The following is a 17,346-nucleotide window of genomic DNA, read 5'->3' as shown; positions in this document are numbered from 1 at the left end:
TACGGGTGTCCGCTGTCGACGATCTCCAGCTTCACCATGACGCGCCTGCCATCTCATCCGATGAGGGCGTGTGCAGGTTTCGTGTCGACGCCATACGGCAGGCGCCGACCATGGCGGTGTGGCACTGATTACGGGGAGCCGAAAGGAACAGCTCGCGAGCGCGATAGATCTGAATCAGAACGGAAATGACGGTCAAGCCCGGCAACGTGCAACGTGCAACGCGCACGACGCAAACGGGCAGTGCATCAGACGAAGGAGATATTCGCATGCGTGTGGAGCAGCTCAGTGGGTCTCCTGACGTTGCATGCGATTCACCCCCACCAGGCGCCACGTATGGCCACCGTCTTTTGAAACCTCAAAGCGTCCGGTGAACGAACCGGGACGAAAATCTCCGGTCGACCAACGCTGCAAAACGCCTTGCTGATCGTTGCCGGTAAGCACGATGCGGCCATCCACTTCGCCGCCGCTGATGGAGTAGTTCATTCCCTTTTCGGGAAAGATCCAGATCGCGGTCCAATGTTTGCGCTTGGCATCGTAAAACTCGACGGTCATGCCGTAAGGTTGCGCTTTGCGACCGTGATAGTCCGATGTCCAGATTTCCTGTATCGCGGCGCCGTCGAGAATCCATCGATAGCTTGCGGTACCGAGGTAGTGCTTGACGTTGCCGTGCTCGTCGTAGATGGCGTAGTCGACATCCCAATTGCCGATCATGTGATCCAGCAACTTCTTGTCGGGGCGCGTATATGTCTGTTCGGACTTCGCGGCATTTGCGCCGACAAACGTGGGTGCCGCCGAAGCCACCGCGAGATTTGGACTCGACAGCATGGAAACCAGCAGAACGGAGATCAGCGTTCGCATCACGGTACTCCTGAAGCGTGAGAATGATTCATTAGCGTGATCACGTGCGCGACGTATGTAATGCGCGAACGCCATGCGCGATGCATCGAACAATCGAATGTGCAGAATGCAAGCCGGAGTCCCGCTCCGGGTCATAGATCGCAAAATCGGCTCCCGCGATCTGCCCTGAAGCGCACAATGCGTGAACAAGGTCGGTGAGCTGTTCGAAATTCAATCCGGGGCTGCCAGGCGAATCCACCGCCCCCATCACGTTCTGATCCAGCACGTCGAGATCAACGTGCAGCCAAGCGCGTTCGATGCCCGAGGCTTTCAGCTTTTCGATCGCACCGAGCGCGACCGCCTCAATCCCTTCAGAGAGCGCATGCTGCGCCGTGATCTGCGCGATTCCGGTGCCGGGGATCCGATGGCGATCATTCGGAGAATTTCGTTCGCCGATCTGGATGATGTCTTCATCGCGCGCCAGCGGTGTGCCCACCTTCGGCCAACTTGTCAGCAGCGCATCACCGCGCCCACTCGTCAGCGCGAGGTCCATGCCGGCGGCCGTACCGAGAGTCGTCTCCGCATCGCCCAACTGATAGAAATCGCTGTGTCCATCCACGTGTACCAATCCGCGACCGCCCGAGAGACGCAGCCCGTACATGCAACCCAACAGAATGCTGCAGTCACCCCCTACAACCACGGGAAATCGACCTCTCTCCAGCACGCCTTGAACGGCGTTCGCCAATTGCAGCGAGAACGTGCGAATCGATCGGCCGTTGCGGACGCGGGTGCCGGGTTGTGCTTCGAACGCGTACGTGGGCCGCTCAAGCGGCAAAACTTCGCTTGCACCCACGGCCGCCGCCAAGCCCGCCGCCATCAAGGTTTGCGGGGCGCGCCAAGTACCCGGTTGATGGGCGGCCCGCGGGGGGCGCAGCCCCAGGTTGCTCGGTGCAAGAATGATGCTGAGCGACTTTTCCCGTGCAAGCAGCTCAGGTGCAGGCAACATCGCCATCAACGCTGTTCCGGTTGCCTGCAGGAACCAGCGGCGCGTTATTTTCATGGCTTATGTGACCCGCGGCTTAAACCTGTAAAAAGCATTACACTGGTTGTAGAGGTTGTCAACCCATGAAGGAACTTTTAATGGTTATAGAGGCCCACGACTTCGCATCCAAGGATTTCGTGGGGGGCGAGGTCGCGCTGGATTTCATCAATACCGTCACGGGCCGGGACCAGACTCCGCGCGATTGGCTGGACGGCTATCCGCGGCTGCTCGAATGGGCGAGCCGAGCGGAACTGTTGCCGGAAACCGAGCTGGGCGTCCTTGGAAAAGTGGCGCAGACCAGTCCCGACGCGGCAAGCAAGGCGTTGCAGCGCGCGAAGCGTTTGCGTGAAGCGTTATTTGCAATTTTCACAGGCATGATCTCCGGCGACGCGCCTCCTGAAATCGCGATGGCCCTGCTGAACCAGTACTGGCAAAAAGGTGTTGCCGCTCACGAGTTGAACTATGGAAAGCACGACGTGCGGCTGGAACTACGCTCCAGCGCCGTTGATCTCGATCTTATTCCCGCATTGATCGCATATCGCTTTGTCGAGAACGTCCTGCCGGAATCGCGCGATCGTCTGCGCATCTGCGCGGGCAACAACTGTTCGTGGCTGTTTCTGGATCGATCGAAGGCCGGGCGCCGGCGATGGTGCGACATGGCGGTGTGCGGCAATGCGGCAAAATCGCGCCGCTTTTACGCGCGTGCTACCGGGAGAAAAGCAAAGTAGCCGAAAATCATCCGTACCCAGACTGCGGAATCTTGGGATCCGGGAAGCAAGGAAAGCGGGCAGGCGATCACCTTTCAGCTTGGCCAGCCGTTGGGTTTCGGGGAAACGCTGGATTGCTTACGAGTTGTCGGTCGCGAAAGCTGCCAGCGCCTCGGATAGATAGTCGTACACCAGCCGCACGCGGTGGTCGGCACGCAGGTCTTCGTGCATCACCAGCCATGTTTCCATGTCCAGCGCGCATGCATCTGGCAGCACCCGAACCAGCCGCTCGCGCCGTGCGAGTGCGTGTTGATACACGCCGATGCCGTAACCTGCGCGTATCGCAGCCAGTCGGACCAAGCCACTGTCGGTGCGCAACGCAAACTTGTCGCGGGCGTACACGGCGCCACCCCGCGCACTGCCGCGCATTTCGCGCAGGGCAGGTATTTCGTGATCGAAGCCGATGAGCGTGTGCTGTTGCAGCTCGGCCAGCGTGTGCGGCGTGCCATGTTCCTTCAGATATCGCCGATGCGCGTACAGCCCCACCCCGAAATTCCCCAAGCATCGCGCCACCAGTGCGGCTTGGCTCGGCCGCAGCCTGCGCACTCCGATATCGGCGTCCTTGCGCAGCAGGTCGTCGGTGGTGTCGGACAGCGAAAGTTCGATCACGATGCCGGGCTGCCGCCGACGCAGCTGGGTGAGGATCGCCGGCATCGCTTCGCCGCCGATCACCTCGCTGCAGGAAATGCGCACCACGCCGCGCATTTCGCCCTGGCTTCCGGCAGCAGCGCGACGCAACGCGGCAGCCGCCGCCTCCATGCTGCGTGCGTGTCCCGCAACCTCGACCCCTGCTTCGGTCAGCGCCAATCCTCGTGGCGAGCGCGTGAACAACACCACGCCCAGCTTGACTTCGAGTTGCCGCACATGCCGACCCAGGCTGGGCTGGGTCATGTCCAACACCTGCGCTGCAGCGGACAGGCTGCCAGCGTTGGCTACCGCAAGAAACGAGCGGTACAGATTCCAGTCGGGCTCATCGGAAGCCATGCATATATGTATAGCAGATGTTTCCAATCTGTGATTCTCAAATAGCTTGCACCGCATCAGACTTGCGCAGTTCGATGGGCGCCAACCGCTTCCTGAAACGAAAGAAGGTTGGCCGATACAACATCACTCGCTATACAGCAGCAGGAGACGACGGATGATACTTCGCTCGCGACTGTCCTTCGGCATCATCGCAAGCATTGTGCTTTGGGCTGGCTTTTTGTTGCTGCCCTTCATGGTGCCCGGCTACAACTCCGTCAGGGAGACGGTCAGCCTGATCGGAGAAATGAGTTCACCGGCCCGGATCCCCTTCGCAGCCATGCTTTGCGTCCTGGCGGCCTGCCTGCTGGTTTTTTCGTGGGGCCTAAGGGATGCCTCGATCAAGCTTGGTCGGTCAACGGCGGCCGCATACCTGACGGGATTCATGGCGATCTCGTCTGTAGGCGTGGGGATCTTTGCCTTCCCCCACCCACTCCACAACGTCTTTGGCTTGTCCGAATTCGTCGGCTATCAGGCGCCCTGGGTGCTTGCCTTGACGTGGCGACGCGAGCAGAGCGTGCGTCGTGTCGTGACGTTTTCGTGGTGGATGGGCATCTTGATGTGGTGCGCGATTGTGGCGAACCTGAGCGCGATCGATTTCCACAGCTGGCTCTGGCAGGTTGAGAAACCGGAGTATGGTCTCGTCCAACGCGCGTTGTTCTTGACGTGGTCTGCGTGGCTTGTCGGCACCAGCATCATGCTGATGACCAATCGCGCCATCGACGATGCGCAGCTGCGTGCGACATTGCCGGTAACCGAATAACGCGCGTTTGAATTCCAACGTCTGCAGTGGGTCGGTTTCCGCCGATCGACGTGGATCTGCAGCTGATCATGCTGGCCGACGGGCTGGTCATCGTCGATCGGTCGTGTGATGCATTCGATCCGGTGCACACAGGATAGCCAATTGAAGTTGCGGTAGTAGCCGAGAGCTCGTCTCACAAGACCGAGGCACTGGCCGGCCGCAGAGTAGAGAGCAAATGCGGGAGCCGCCTTGCGAGAGCGTCGACGACGGGCACGGACAACAGCCAGAATCGAGCGTTGGCGCCGTTTGCAATGGCATGCCCGTGCTCCAGGCGGACACTTTATGCTTTAACGAACAGATGCGCGGTTAACCATACATTGGCCGATCAGATAAACCATAGTTTGGCCACCTGATTATCCAGGTGGCGCAGCCAGCTGACTACACCGGCCGAGTTTGTCATCCAAGCAGTTCGTTCGGTCAGTCGCTAAGGTTGATCGTGGCCGCAGCCAACTTGCTCCGTTGACGTTAAGCCGTTTTGCCTAGCTCACGGCACATCCGCAGGGTGAGGTACCCAACATATCGCCCGGATCAACGCTGGGTGCTGTTGCATGCGGCTGATAAGCCCCTGATTGCTTTGCGCGCGATGGTTATCCGGGTCAATTAGCGAAGATATTCCCCGAAGCTCTGCCAAGTAGTCGACTGGAAAGCTGTAAAAATCGGCGCCAAGCACGACAAGGTCTCGATACCAGTCATAAGGCAAAAGGTCGTGCCCAATGCTGCCTGGCGCGGCGATGTAAACGATCGCCATGCGGACCTGTCCGTCGAGAACAACCTTGACCTGCTGCTGGATGTACCCGGGGCCTTCCGAAGCATGCAACGCGGGCATTTCTGAAGAATCAATCTCATAGAGGACGCCATAGGCGACAGACACTTTGTCCTCAATCAGGTTGCACTTGCCGGAGCCGTCCTTGCTTTGCTTGTGGAACGTTAGCCGCTGACCGGCCAACTTGATCAAGGCAACAGCCTTCGCCGACGGAGTTCGCGCCTCAAGGCGATAAGGGTGGAGATTAGATCCATACGCGAGGTAGTACTGTTTGAGCACAAATTTGTCCCTGTCCTGGTTGCCATGCGCTATCGGCAAGCGCCATCACGGATGGAGGTTGCTCCTTTCAAACTTGAACCTGTCAGCCCTCTAGGTTCCGGGAACCCAGAGTGAGCAACGCGATCGACTATGGCCTATTTCTTTCTCCAGTCTTTGACATAGAGAACCGAATCATTGCTCAACTGCAAGACACATCTCGCCATGAGCAGATCAACGGTGTCCTTTCCGTACTTGGCTATCTCATCAATCGCAACAAAGGATTGTTTCTTCGTTCCTGCGTACATCTTGAATAGCTTAGCCACCGAGTCGTTCTCAATATTTTTGTAAAGAATGGAATCGTGAGCGATCGCAGGAAGGGCGGTCAGCAAAAACACTGCCAGGTCGAATATAACCAAGCCGGCATAAGCGGTTCCGGTGCCAGTGTCCTCGTAAACCTCAAATGTGTAGCTATTCTCCCGGAGTTCTAGCCGCGGACTCTTTCGCTCGGGACCGAATACTAGGGATACGATCCGTCGTAGCTCGTCGTTGACCTGTCTCTGTACCAAATCGAGCACCTTTTGCTTGCCGGCCGAGAGGCGATCTTTAAGCTCTTTCACTTCGTCTTTGAACTTCTCGGCAGTGTCAAACAGATTATTTTCGTGCCTCGCTGTGCTTAACTTGTTGGCAAGGTTGTAGACCCGATCCACAACCAGCGCAGGCTGATCAATTGCTTTCAGTACATCTCCAAGGCGAGAATCAATCTCAGATATTCCTGTGGCAACTCTCTCCATCTGTGCCTGCAACTCTTTTTCCGCGGCCTTCAACTCAGAGCGAAGTAGCCCAACAAGTTTGCTATGAAACTCCTCGACCTCGGCTAATCTTTCCTGGTTGATTGAGGGGAAAAACTTGACCAAGCCTTCAAAGCTTGCACTCTTAACATGTCTGTTGTTTTGCAAGTTGCCTTTGATCCGAGCCAGCTTGCTTTCTAAGATCAACTTGCTTGCGAGAAGCTTATCCTTTTGGATTTTTAGCTCAAGAACCTCGCGATTGGCCAGTTCTCCGATATTCGTTGCAAATTTCGCCAGATTTTCTTTTATTTCTTCAATTTCCAGCTCCATCTGAGCAATTCGCTCAGCATTCGCCTTATGCTCTCTTTTCCCAATCTTTGGGACAATTTGCTTTCGAAAGGCTTTCTGAAGTGCGTCGCGCTCGTCGTTCTTTCGAGCCAACTCAATAGTAAGTTCCCGAATCTCATCATATCTGCCAAAAGTCTTCAGCAAGTTATTGACGCACTCAGAAGCCGCCTGATTAGGAACAACATGCAAAGGGCGATGTACGTCCAGGTTCTCTTTTCCCCAGACCCGCATGTACAGCCCAACCAGCGAGCGAAAAGAAAGGTCTTCCAATCCAATAGCGTAGCTCGCCTTCAAAAAGGCCGTGTAGTCCTCGACGGTCATCGCACCTTCGGGCGTAAAATCTGCCGTGCAGCGATAAACTAGCTCGGGATCGTTAGTTCCGCGCCTGAATCGATATTTTTCGTCTTCGAAATTAAAGGTAAAAAAGTAATAGTGATGTTCTAATTCTACCACCAAATCCTTATTATGATCGAGTAAGGAATTCCCGCCAAAAGCAAAATCGACGATCATCAGTAAGGTGGATTTTCCAATCGAATTCGTTGCATTCTCGTCACCTAGAATGACGTTTAGACCCTCTTGGAATACCACCGGTCCTTGGCGAAAGACGTCGGCTCGAATCTCAACCAGCATGGGAAATTTTCCCAGTGGTGAAATCGACGCTAATTTTTCCCAAAACAAACAGGAGATCGATGGTCAGCAGGAACTGATCGATACTCTCGAAATGCTTGGAGGTAAGATGTTGAAGATCCAAGATGGAGTCAGCTCCTGGTGCCTGCTCGAGCACTACCCGTGAAAGCCCCAACGCGGACTCTCCCAATGCAACGACTTTATTTGGCGTGATCATTCGAAAACCTCGCAATTTTGCACAAAATAGGAAGCCACTATCTCCGCAGCTTCGAGTGTCTTGGGCTTGGTCTTGGCGACGAACCAATTAACAACATTCGTGAATATAACGTGTTGCGATAGTTGCAGCGTCTTTTGTTGTGTGTAAAAGGCTTTGACCTGGATAGAAATGAGTTCCGACAGGTTCGGCGTTTCGCGTTCCATCTCTTCAAAACGCAAACGGACGTATTGGTAGTAGTCAGAAACGTTGTGCTTGATTTTGTTCTTGGTGGAGAGAGGCATGCCTAAATCTAGCTTGTCATCAATTTTTTTCGGGTCGTAGTTCAAGGCGGCGTTGGGTAAAAGCACGGTAAGTGAGTCGAGGCCTTCAATCACGCGACCAATATCTTCTTGAAGTTGATATTGGGTCTGGATTTGCTGCTGTTCCGCCCGTCGAATTAACGACGTCTTGATCGCAATTAGGCGCCTGTACTCGGCCGCTTCACGTGGTTTATCGAATTGGTTGTGACACGCGACGCAGAGCGCAATCAGATTCTCGAATGCGTTTAGGTCGGGACTAAGGCGTTCCTCATCCTTTAGCTCAAGGATTTCTTGTGGCTTGGCGTTGAGGGGATAGATATGTGCAATTTCGTATCCCTTGAAGTGACTTTTGCCCTTCTTGTAAAAAAGCATTTTTCCGCAAAGCGGGCACTTGCCATCTACCTCAGTCGTGAAGGCGTTTTCGTCCGCTGCGCTGTAAGTCCTTCGTGTCTCCGCCATCATGCGCCCCCTGTCTGCGCTCCTCCGCTTTACCGCGTGAGAATGCCTAAGCCTAGCTTATTGATTGACAACAGGTAGAAATTTGACCATTGCGGTACGCAGGAACGGGGCAGAACCGCTCGGCGCCCACGGAGGGGGTATATCTCGACAAGCACACACAACCGGTGCCTGAACCAGGGCGAGGCGGGGCCGCCCCTGTAAGCACTGACTTCGCGATGCAGTGAGATAGCCAGGGTCAGCGAATTAGCAAGGGCTTACAACTTTAGGGGAGAGGACTCAGTGACCAAGCCGAGGGAGAAGTGGGTGCCGAGAGGCAAGTCACCCAGTTCACTAGCATTGTCAACAGCCTGCTAGGCTTCTCGGCTCGACTAGGCATCGCCATTTCAAGTTTTGGGATTTTATATGTTCTATTCGCGCAAGCTAAACAGAGACACCGGCCGTGTAGAGGTCTGGGAATGTGAATGGTCGAATCCCGGTACGGGGATGGCGAGGAAGGAGTTCATTCGCAAGCACGGCGACGAAGATGAAGTCGAATTTGAGCATGAGCAATACTCCGCTGCGGCCGCTGTTTGCTGGGCACCGGGAAGAACCATCGGCAACATAGCCGTTAGCTCTGAGGAGGTCTTCGGCCACTTCGACGGCAAGTTCGGGACCGACGCGGTACTCCCGTGCCATATCGTGCCGTGTGGGAAATTCAGGAACGGAGCCCAACGTTGGTACTGTAAGACACACCAGATTCACTGGGGCACGAAGGCTGACATTGCGGCCCTGCCAGAATCGGGTGAGGTGCTATGCAGCAACCACTTGATGGAAATGAGCTACGTCGTCGATCCTCTCGAAGTCGAGTTCAACGAATACGAAGAAATAGGAATCTGGTGCTCATTGCCGCCGGCGATCTCTAGTAGACCAATTGTGAAGCGCGCGCCGAAGATTCACGTGCATAAGCGATTCTCGGGTGCTGACAAGAAGGTGCTGGATCGGGACTTTGATGCGATCGTGTGTTCGTACAACCAGGACGCTGGTCTTTTCGCGAGTACTGACATAACGTTGATCCAAGTAACGCCGCCTGCTGCGTTCGAATTCGTTCGTTCCCTCGAATTGGGGTATGAAACGTCCTGCGTCACCTGCAAGAAGTGTGGATATCCTCACCTCGATCTTGGGAGCTTTGCACGTACTCCGCATGCCAAGCACTTTTGCGGAAACTGCGGCAACGACAGCATTTGGAGTGGCGAGAAAATCGTCTCAACGCCCCTCAAGCCGCTCCACGACCAGTTCAACAACAGCAACACCTATGTAACGCCGGACCGGCAGCTCAATCTCGACGAATATGCTGATCACCACTTTGATATGTGGTCATCGACTCCGTCAGTCCTATGGACCGCGGACCGTCCCCAGGAGCACGGCATCCACGTGCACGTCTATGAAGGTGATGGCCCTCGCCGCATCGTCGATGACACGTTCGGCGAAGTCATCTTGAATGGGCGGGCGATGGATCGTAAGCAGCTATGGCAGCTCATGACTGAGAATACACTGTATTAGCGCATGCGCTGCTGGATGCTAGTCCTGACAGATGCAGATCGAACAGCGAGTTGGATGAAGGCGCCATGCGCCGGGCTGATGAGCGTCATCAGCCTCGCGGCGGCCGACAACTTCAGGCGCGAGTGCCTCGCGATTGTCGTTGGCCAAAGTCTTCGCGGCGAGGATGTTGTGGCCACTAGGGCCACATGGGATCCCGTACGAATTCGTTCTCAATCAAGGTTGCGAACAGCCAGACAGCAACTCCGGGCAAGATCCAAGCCATCGCAATAACGCCGTAAAGGTAAAACTGCGGGGCATAAATCAGGCCTGTATGCTCGTGCTTTAAACTTGATGCCACCCGGTACGCACTAAGCATCGTCAGGCCAAAGACAGCCTCAAGTGCAACAATGAATATTGAATTGCCATGCTCTCTGAGGTGTCTATACGATGTAATCAGTTCGCCCGCGTCACCTTGGCGCGCCCTTGCTTTAGAAAGTTGCTTATAGAACTGGTACGACCTGTTTCGGAAGAAGATCAAGGAAAAGGTTAGGCCAACGGGTACCATGATGGTGAAGATGAAAGCAAAGAAGCTCAAGTTTGCGATTCGTTTATCAAGCTCCGGCGAACGCAGCAGTTCTAATGCCCCGAAAACATACAGTGCTGAGAAGGCGTACACCATGACCGTAAACAGCGCCGGTAGTGCTTCTTCGTATAGCTTGCGCAATTTGGTCCGCTTGACAGGTCGGACGCCAATTGGAAGAAGCGAGCGACCAGCATGAAAAACCAGTATCGGAATACTAGACACATAACAATAGACAAGGCCAAGGCCGCCAAGCGCAGCGAAACGTGAGCCGCCATCGAGCCCAACCAAGAGTCGCTCAAGCACTCGGTTTAGTGCGGGATCGATATGCATGAGGTTGGTGACAACCAGGGCGCCGATTACGGTGCCCATTGCGTACCTGACAAAGTAGAACTCCCACCATCTTCCGTTCGTCACCGAGATTCCCTTTTTCAACGGCCTTACTCTTAATGTGGCCCGTCTAGATATAACGCCGCTTCGGCCGTGATCTTCATATTCACTAGCCGAATAAGGCCCAAACGCTTAGGCAGGGGAACCCTGGCTCCCACCCTTTGGCGCGTCAGTAGATATTGTGACGGCGAAAGATACCCATTGGCGCGGCAGTGGACTACCCATTCATTGTATGGTCCTCCGCGTCCAATGCGACGGGAAGGAAGCGATCCTCGCGACAGAAGTAAGCCACACATCAAAGGGGGGCGCGTTTTAGTAGGATCAAGTCGGTTGTGGGCATGGTCACCCGGCTGAAGAAAGCAACATGCCTCGCACCCGGTCGATCAAGAGCCGAGTGCCAGTAGGTAGCGGCTGCGGTCCTGCCAACTCGGTGGGGTCGAGTCGATCCTCAAGCACCGCGAGCACTCGCTGCAGGATTTGACGCGTTGGGCGCAATTCCTTTGGGCTATCCGTCCACCAATCCAGCATGGCGGAGAGTTCATCGGGGTGTAACTTGGCGACGCCGGCCTTGTCGGGTATGCGGACTGTCGTGCCCTTCTGCCTCGTAAGCGAAACAGCCTCTTCTAGCCCAAAGTAATCGCTAAGCGAACGTGCTGCACGAAGGTAGCGTGCTGTGCGCTGGCGATCCGCTTCCGTCTGATAACGCTTCGAGCCGTCGGGATAGAGGTAGTAGGCACCGCCACCATCGCTATGGCACGTCGCAAGGCCGAGCGCGTGAGTGCCCTGGATCGCATCGACGACAGCGTCGCGCGCAGGTGCCTCGATGGCTTCCAGCGGCAGATTTTTCATCCTCTCGACGTAGCTCATGAACACCCCGACAGAAGTTCGGCGTCAAACTCTTCATCTAGAAGATGTATAGCTTGTAGCAGCCTGCGACTCAATCGATGAAGAATTCTAGACTGATATATATATCAGTCTAATCAATGAGTTATTGTAAAAGTTTGCCGTCAGTGCCAGTCTACGCTGAATTGCGGGGTTGGTCTTTGCTGAGCCAGCTAGGGCCGCCCTATCCGGACAGAACTGGACGGAGGGACGCATCGATGCTCGAGCGCCACGTGCCCCAAGTCGGTCTAGAGCTGTACTTACCGCGCTCCCCAATTCTCAGCGCGGCCGAAACGGCGCGCCTCATGGGGTTTCGATCCGGTGAAGCGCTCAGCAAGGCCAGACAGGCTGGCCGTCTACCTATCGAAATGTTTCAACTACCAGGGCGCCGTGGCTGGTTTGCAGCCACCCATGTGGTCAAGGCGTGGTTGGAAGCGTCGCTCACGTCCCAAGTCACACGACCGTCCAGAGTGGAGGGCAACGACATGAGCGGATAGCGCCAACGATTTCGGGCGCTGAAACAAGAAGAGCCCCGCACTGACATGCGGAGCTCCTCGATTTGGCGGGTACTTGCAGCAACCGCTCGTCTAATCTTCAGAGCCTAGTCCATCGAAGTCAATCCCCTCGAAGTCAAGCCCCTTTCTCGAAATTCGGTGAGAGGCGGCCCAGCGCGACTTTTGTCAGCAACGAGTATGACGGGCATGTCGCAACTGTGACTTCGTGTATTCGATCGAGCGCCCTACTTGGCGCCGCAGCGAGGACCTGAAGATGAACTTGATCGACGTGTCAGTGCAACAGCATAACTTTGTATCGAACACACATTTCTCGTCATCGAGCCTTGAAGCGCTACGCGATCACATAGGCCGCATGGCGCTAGCGGAAGAAGGCGAGGCCTATGTGATGTCTGTGGCGTCATCTCCTCCCAGCCGCTCGGTGGGCGAGCACCGTGTCCGCAATCTGGTCGGCGACATACCCATTCCTCATCTGGGCGTCGTGCTTCAGATGGAATCCGGATCGGGGGAATACTTCTTCCTGCTGGAGATGTTGCGGCGAGGGGATGTCATCGCCATCTATGACCAACCCCAAGGTGTTCCGCTCCTCATCACCAACAAAGCAGGGGTTAGAACTCGGACTACCCACACACCCGACTTCTTGGTTGTCCACGAAGATCATGTCGCAGTCTATGAAGTCAAGGCAGATGAAGCGATCGAGTCCAACTGTAGACAGAGGAAGGCTGATTGGTATGAGGAGTCCGGAAAGATCGTCTATGCGCCGGCACGGGCCTACTTTGAAAGATTGGGCATCCAACATCGCGTCATTGCGAATAGCGCGACCTCCGCAGTACGTGCAGACAACTTGCGAACGCTGATAGCTGTTCGTTCTTTTGATGACACTCCCCGTCTTGCGCGCCTTCGGGAGCGCATCGCGAACATGGTTCAAAGTGCGGATCTCATCCAGATCGGTCAGGTACTGGACCGCCTACACATCGAAGACAGCACGGCGATGTTTCAGCTTCTCGACCGAGGGGCAATTTATGCTGATCTAGATCATTGTCTGCTCAGCTCCCCGAGGGATGTCTGGGTTTCGCATGACCCATCGTTGCCTAGTCTCCTCAGCAATACGGGTTTTCGATTCAAGGACGCGATCGCCACTCAAGGATCAGTCTCAACCGAGCACGCACCACATCCAAAGCACATTGGAGAGGTGGCGGCCCGGTACGCAGCGTGCGGCCTGATCGATCAGGTCGATGGCCTCGCGCAAAAGTCAGCGCGAACGAAGCGCAGATACAAGAGGACGCTCCGGGAGCATGGCGGTGATCCGTGCGCACTATTTCCTCGTTGGGATCGCTGCGGCAACCGAAGATCTCGGATCTCAGTCGAACACAAAAAGCTACTAGACGAGGTCATCGAGGCGACCAAGGGAGATCCGAACCTTTCCACGCCATCCAACGGCTACCTGGAGTACTGCTCCCGCTACCGAAACTCTTCCATCAAAGATCATGATCGCCCGATTGCAGGCTCGACCTTTCACCGTCACTACCGGTACTACGGAGGCCACGCAGATCTCGCGCGAAGGCGTGGTGGACGCCGCGCCGGTAACGCCGCTGCTTCATCTATCGATCCCCTCCGTCGGACGCTTCTCCCGACGAGGGCCTTTTCAATTGCCCACATAGATCATTACAACGTCGACGTCGCCTTGCTACTGGGGCACGCAAAGGACAAGCCAATTACTAAAAGAGCGTGGTTGACCGGCATGGTCGACGCCTATAGTGGCGAAGTCCTGGGGTTGTGGCTTTCTTACAAGGCCCCATGCAGAAATTCTTGCGCGATGGTCATTAGAGACTGCGTCGCGCGGCATGGGCGGCTGCCGGAAATTCTCGTTGTCGATGGCGGTCCAGAACTCGATAGCGTTCATTTCACCACCCTGCTTGCCAGCCTTTCCGTGACACGGATCCAGAGGCCGCCTGAAGATCCGCGGTTCGGCAAGGAAATTGAGCGCCTTTTTGGGGCATTCAAAGAGAACTTCGCAAGGGGCCTGCCGGGCTTCATCCCAGGAGTTGCCCATGCACGCAAGATGTCCGGAAAGCTCAGTGCGTCCAAGCGAGCGCGTCTCAAGTTTCACGAGCTCATCGACCTTCTGGACGCATATACCTTCAGGGGATACAACCACGAGCCTAAACCTGATGCTATCGAGTCACGCTTGAGCATGCGGGCCAAGTGTGACGCTGCTTTTCCGTTCAGCGGTCGAAGAATCCTCCTCGACACCAGGTTTCTCATACAAAGCGCCGTAGATGCGCCAGCAAACTGCTACCAACTCGTTGCAAGCCGAGGTATCAGGGTTTACGGGACATGGTACGGCAGCCCAGCTCTCTACGATTACAGGGGGCCAAAAAAGCACGTTCAAGTAAGGATTGAGCCCTTCGACAGTTCCATAGCTTATGTGTGTCTTGCGGGTCTGTGGCACGTCTGTCGAAGCACGTCGGCCGCAATCAATGACGCGCGCCCCACCACGGAGGTCATTTGGCGAACCGCTGAACACCACGAGCTCAGAAGCTTAGCCGCCTCACTTGCCCGAGATGCTGAGCTGGCAGCCTATGAGGAGAAGAGGTCAGCACTCCATTCTCTAGTTGGGATAGGTAGCGCCCATGCCGGGAAGAGAAAAGCGACAGGTGCGTCTCATGCTTCACCGAAGGCGAGGGGCGAGCGCACTTCGCAATGCATGGATGACGTCGATGACTTGATGATGGATGAGGAGCCGGCATGAAACCCATGCTCTTTCCTGCACCACTCCAGCATCGCCATTTCGTGAACGCCCGACACCAATTCACCGAGCTCGTGAGAGGTTCACCAGGCGGGAAAGTACTCGCTTTAGTGGGACCAACGCAGGTCGGAAAGTCACTCATATTCGAGCAACTTGTCAGAACGCTCAACCAGGAACTCCGAACCGAGGAGCCCGGAGCCATGCCCTTAGTGTCGCTGGTTGTGGCGACGAGCCAAGACGGACGTATCTCAACAAAACATCTGAACTTGAAACTCCTCAAGGCGCTCCGGCATCCCATTTACGAGCACATTGGGGAATTCGACGAGTTGAAGCACTACCGGCCTTCCCGTGGTAGAGACGAGGGTTCCATGAGGGTCGCTCTAGAAGCCGCGCTTGCTGCCCGTTCGACGATGTACGTCATGCTCGACGAGGCCCACCACCTGACCCATACAAACAATATTGGTCTCCGAGCGAATGTCATTCAGTCAATCAAATGCATCGGCGCCATCGATCGGACGCTCGTATTGGTGGGTGGTTACGAGCTTGCTTACAGAGGGCTCTTTGACTCCGCACACTTCGCCGGCCGTCTGGTTTGTGTCGAGCTCGCGCCTTACGCAGCAAACAACGACGATCTGGCGGAGTGGGTCCGTATCCTGAAATTTTGTAGCAAGCATGTCACGGTCAAGCCGGAGTCGCTTCTTCTGGATGAGGCAGAGCAGCTCCTGGAGGCAACAAACGGCTGCTTTGGTCTCCTGGAAAAAATTCTTTGGGTCGCGCGTTCGCTGAGTGGATCTTGCAGCATAGATCGTACGCGCCTGCGCGCCGCGTTCCCTCTTAGAAAGGAGCACGGAGCGGTCAAGATAGACATCGATGCCGGCAAAAAGGCACTTGCCTGTATCGCCACTGGCGAATTAGCCGGATCTGTGGGGAACGGTCCACCGAAATCGCAGGAGCCTCGGAAATCGCCTTCCCGCCCTTTCAAACGAAAGCCAAACCGAACGCTTCCTTCTCGTCCGGTGTTGGCCGATGACTAACTACTTTTCACTTCAGCCACTGGGCTGGGGAACCGAAGATGTCGAGCAATTTCACTCATTCTTCTATCGGTTCGCTGCAGTCCATGCCACAACAATGATCCCGATGGCCAGGCATCTTGCGGAGTGGTGGGCGTGCGATACGGGTGAGCCCATCGCTCTCAAAGATGTCTTCCTCTATAAAGCGAACCGCTTGCCCTTGTGCGGCTACGGCGATGCCGTTGCGAACTACGTGAGGGTTGTCTCGGCCGCGGCTCGTCAAGCGGAACTTTATCGTACGACTCTGCTTCCTCTCCGCAACGCAGCCGATGCTGTTGCGCACGGAGCGCTAAGAAAGGGCCGAGCATGGTGCCCAGCTTGCATGTATTGGGCTGATCGGCGCGGCGAGCCTTACTACGACAAGTTGTTATGGGCTATCGCTGCCGTTGAGCGCTGCCCGATACATCAAGTAGCTCTGGAGAACACGTGTCACCGCTGTGGCAAACATCAACTTGCCTACCATCCCAAGGCGGGCATGTCTTGCTGTGCAAAGTGTGCCGGGTCGCTGGTGCAGAACCCTAAAACCTGGACTAGAGCTACACGCCCGCCTTTCGGCGAAAGCGACTGCAGGGCGCTGATTGAGGCCATCGCTGATGGGTCACTTTGCGCAACCGTGCCCAAGGCGTTTTCAATCTTTTGTGAAGAGCTTCGGTCATTTGCCGGCCCCCTTGTTGCCTACGAAAGAGGGGCCTCCATTCGATCGGCGTCGAGGACGTGGCGCAAACTGGCGAGACCCACACTGTCGACCATGCTAAAGCGTTGTCATGTTGCTGGCGTCAAGCTGCCCGACGTGTTGGCCGACCCCTACGGCGCAGCAAATGCGGCTGGTCGGCTACTGATTGATAGCCACCCCCTTCCTCAGGGCATCAAGCCACGTCGCACCCTAGAGGTGGTCGAGCACGCCCGCATGCGTCTGATCGAAGCGATCTCTGCGTACCCGGAAAAACCGCTGATTTCCTTCGCTGCATTCGCGCAATCTCTGGGTGTTTCCAAGGGTTTTCTGGGCTACCGAGAGCCAGTTCTTTGCAAGGTGTACAAAGAGGAATATGCGGCGCAGGTAAGTCAGGCTAACAAGAGCAGGAAGCGGCAGGCGAAAGCAGAGCTCACTCATGGTCGTGCATTTCTTCGCTATCTCGGGGGCGAGTTCCGCAGTCAGGATGAGCTCGTGGATTACCTCCACGCGAGCTTCGAGGTGAAGGAACATGTTGCAAGGCTCTTGGTGTCCGAAGTGCTGAAGACGCACTTGAGGATAAAAGCACTCAGCGAAACGTCGGGGCTTAAAAAGAGTGAGAGGACCATGCTATTGAGAGGTCGGGCCGCGGGGTACCTATGATTTTCGACGTGTCTCGATGGTCACGCCGATAAGTGCCATCCGCGGGTACGACTCCGTCAGAAGACCGCAATCGGCCAGGAGCCGC

The 17,346-nt window shown here is 55.8% G+C and carries 15 protein-coding genes; 6 read left to right on the top strand and 9 right to left on the bottom strand.

Features of this window, described 5'->3' with window-relative positions; translation table 11 throughout:
* Positions 1 to 282 precede the first annotated feature (282 nt).
* Both ACYVKM_RS04070 and ACYVKM_RS04065 read right to left on the bottom strand, forming a co-directional pair.
* Positions 283 to 858, bottom strand: coding sequence for a hypothetical protein (locus ACYVKM_RS04070; RefSeq protein WP_460875976.1), 576 nt, complete (start codon positions 856 to 858; stop codon positions 283 to 285).
* Positions 859 to 898: 40 nt separating this feature from the next.
* Positions 899 to 1,897 (bottom strand): arginase family protein, encoded by a 999-nt coding sequence (locus ACYVKM_RS04065; protein WP_460875974.1) that lies wholly within the window; start codon positions 1,895 to 1,897, stop codon positions 899 to 901.
* A 65-nt stretch (positions 1,898 to 1,962) separates the two neighbouring features.
* On the opposite strand from ACYVKM_RS04065, the gene ACYVKM_RS04060 reads away from it, so the two are divergent.
* Positions 1,963 to 2,607, top strand: coding sequence for a CGNR zinc finger domain-containing protein (locus ACYVKM_RS04060; protein ID WP_460875972.1), 645 nt, complete (start codon positions 1,963 to 1,965; stop codon positions 2,605 to 2,607).
* 117 nt (positions 2,608 to 2,724) lie between these two features.
* Here the strand turns inward: ACYVKM_RS04060 and ACYVKM_RS04055 are convergent, their stop codons facing one another.
* A complete protein-coding gene (locus ACYVKM_RS04055) occupies positions 2,725 to 3,630 on the bottom strand; it encodes a LysR family transcriptional regulator (RefSeq protein WP_460875970.1) in 906 nt (301 codons plus the stop codon).
* A gap of 154 nt (positions 3,631 to 3,784) precedes the next feature.
* Here ACYVKM_RS04055 and ACYVKM_RS04050 point away from each other — a divergent pair, with 154 nt between their 5' ends.
* The gene (locus ACYVKM_RS04050; RefSeq protein ID WP_460875968.1) at positions 3,785 to 4,429 is read left to right on the top strand and encodes a DUF998 domain-containing protein; all 645 of its coding nucleotides are present in this window, start codon (positions 3,785 to 3,787) and stop codon (positions 4,427 to 4,429) included.
* 523 nt (positions 4,430 to 4,952) lie between these two features.
* Here the strand turns inward: ACYVKM_RS04050 and ACYVKM_RS04045 are convergent.
* The 4 genes from ACYVKM_RS04045 to ACYVKM_RS04030 all read right to left on the bottom strand — a co-directional run bounded on the left by ACYVKM_RS04045 (position 4,953) and on the right by ACYVKM_RS04030 (position 8,227).
* A complete protein-coding gene (locus ACYVKM_RS04045) occupies positions 4,953 to 5,510 on the bottom strand; it encodes a gamma-glutamylcyclotransferase family protein (protein WP_460875966.1) in 558 nt (185 codons plus the stop codon).
* 134 nt (positions 5,511 to 5,644) lie between these two features.
* Positions 5,645 to 7,255: a DUF2326 domain-containing protein gene (locus ACYVKM_RS04040; protein ID WP_460875965.1), complete on the bottom strand. Its 1,611-nt coding sequence runs from the start codon at positions 7,253 to 7,255 to the stop codon at positions 5,645 to 5,647.
* Positions 7,245 to 7,469 (bottom strand): ABC-three component system middle component 7, encoded by a 225-nt coding sequence (locus ACYVKM_RS04035; RefSeq protein WP_460875963.1) that lies wholly within the window; start codon positions 7,467 to 7,469, stop codon positions 7,245 to 7,247. The genes ACYVKM_RS04040 and ACYVKM_RS04035 overlap by 11 nt, the downstream gene beginning before the upstream one ends.
* Positions 7,466 to 8,227, bottom strand: a complete 762-nt coding sequence (locus ACYVKM_RS04030; protein WP_460875961.1) for an ABC-three component system protein — start codon at positions 8,225 to 8,227, stop codon at positions 7,466 to 7,468. The genes ACYVKM_RS04035 and ACYVKM_RS04030 overlap by 4 nt, the downstream gene beginning before the upstream one ends.
* A gap of 402 nt (positions 8,228 to 8,629) precedes the next feature.
* On the opposite strand from ACYVKM_RS04030, the gene ACYVKM_RS04025 reads away from it, so the two are divergent.
* Entirely contained in the window at positions 8,630 to 9,766 is a 1,137-nt protein-coding gene (locus ACYVKM_RS04025; RefSeq protein WP_460875960.1) for a hypothetical protein, read from the top strand.
* 175 nt (positions 9,767 to 9,941) lie between these two features.
* Here ACYVKM_RS04025 and ACYVKM_RS04020 read toward each other — a convergent pair whose 3' ends face one another.
* On the bottom strand, positions 9,942 to 10,697 hold the full coding sequence (locus ACYVKM_RS04020) for a hypothetical protein (RefSeq protein ID WP_460875958.1): 756 nt from the start codon (positions 10,695 to 10,697) through the stop codon (positions 9,942 to 9,944).
* Between the two features lie 360 nt (positions 10,698 to 11,057).
* The gene (locus tag ACYVKM_RS04015; protein ID WP_460875957.1) at positions 11,058 to 11,582 is read right to left on the bottom strand and encodes a hypothetical protein; all 525 of its coding nucleotides are present in this window, start codon (positions 11,580 to 11,582) and stop codon (positions 11,058 to 11,060) included.
* A 783-nt stretch (positions 11,583 to 12,365) separates the two neighbouring features.
* Between ACYVKM_RS04015 and ACYVKM_RS04010 the strand changes: the two genes are divergently transcribed.
* Genes ACYVKM_RS04010 through ACYVKM_RS04000 form a run of 3 tightly spaced genes read left to right on the top strand, consistent with a single transcriptional unit; the run spans position 12,366 to position 17,261 of the window.
* Positions 12,366 to 14,861 (top strand): TnsA endonuclease N-terminal domain-containing protein, encoded by a 2,496-nt coding sequence (locus ACYVKM_RS04010; RefSeq protein ID WP_460875955.1) that lies wholly within the window; start codon positions 12,366 to 12,368, stop codon positions 14,859 to 14,861.
* Positions 14,858 to 15,892, top strand: a complete 1,035-nt coding sequence (locus ACYVKM_RS04005) for an AAA family ATPase (protein WP_460875954.1) — start codon at positions 14,858 to 14,860, stop codon at positions 15,890 to 15,892. Before ACYVKM_RS04010 ends, ACYVKM_RS04005 begins: the two co-directional genes overlap by 4 nt.
* A complete protein-coding gene (locus ACYVKM_RS04000; protein WP_460875952.1) occupies positions 15,885 to 17,261 on the top strand; it encodes a TniQ family protein in 1,377 nt (458 codons plus the stop codon). Before ACYVKM_RS04005 ends, ACYVKM_RS04000 begins: the two co-directional genes overlap by 8 nt.
* Positions 17,262 to 17,346: the final 85 nt, after the last annotated feature.

It is taken from the genome of Rhodanobacter koreensis (assembly GCF_054782855.1).
This window is presented reverse-complemented; position numbering and strand designations above follow the sequence as displayed.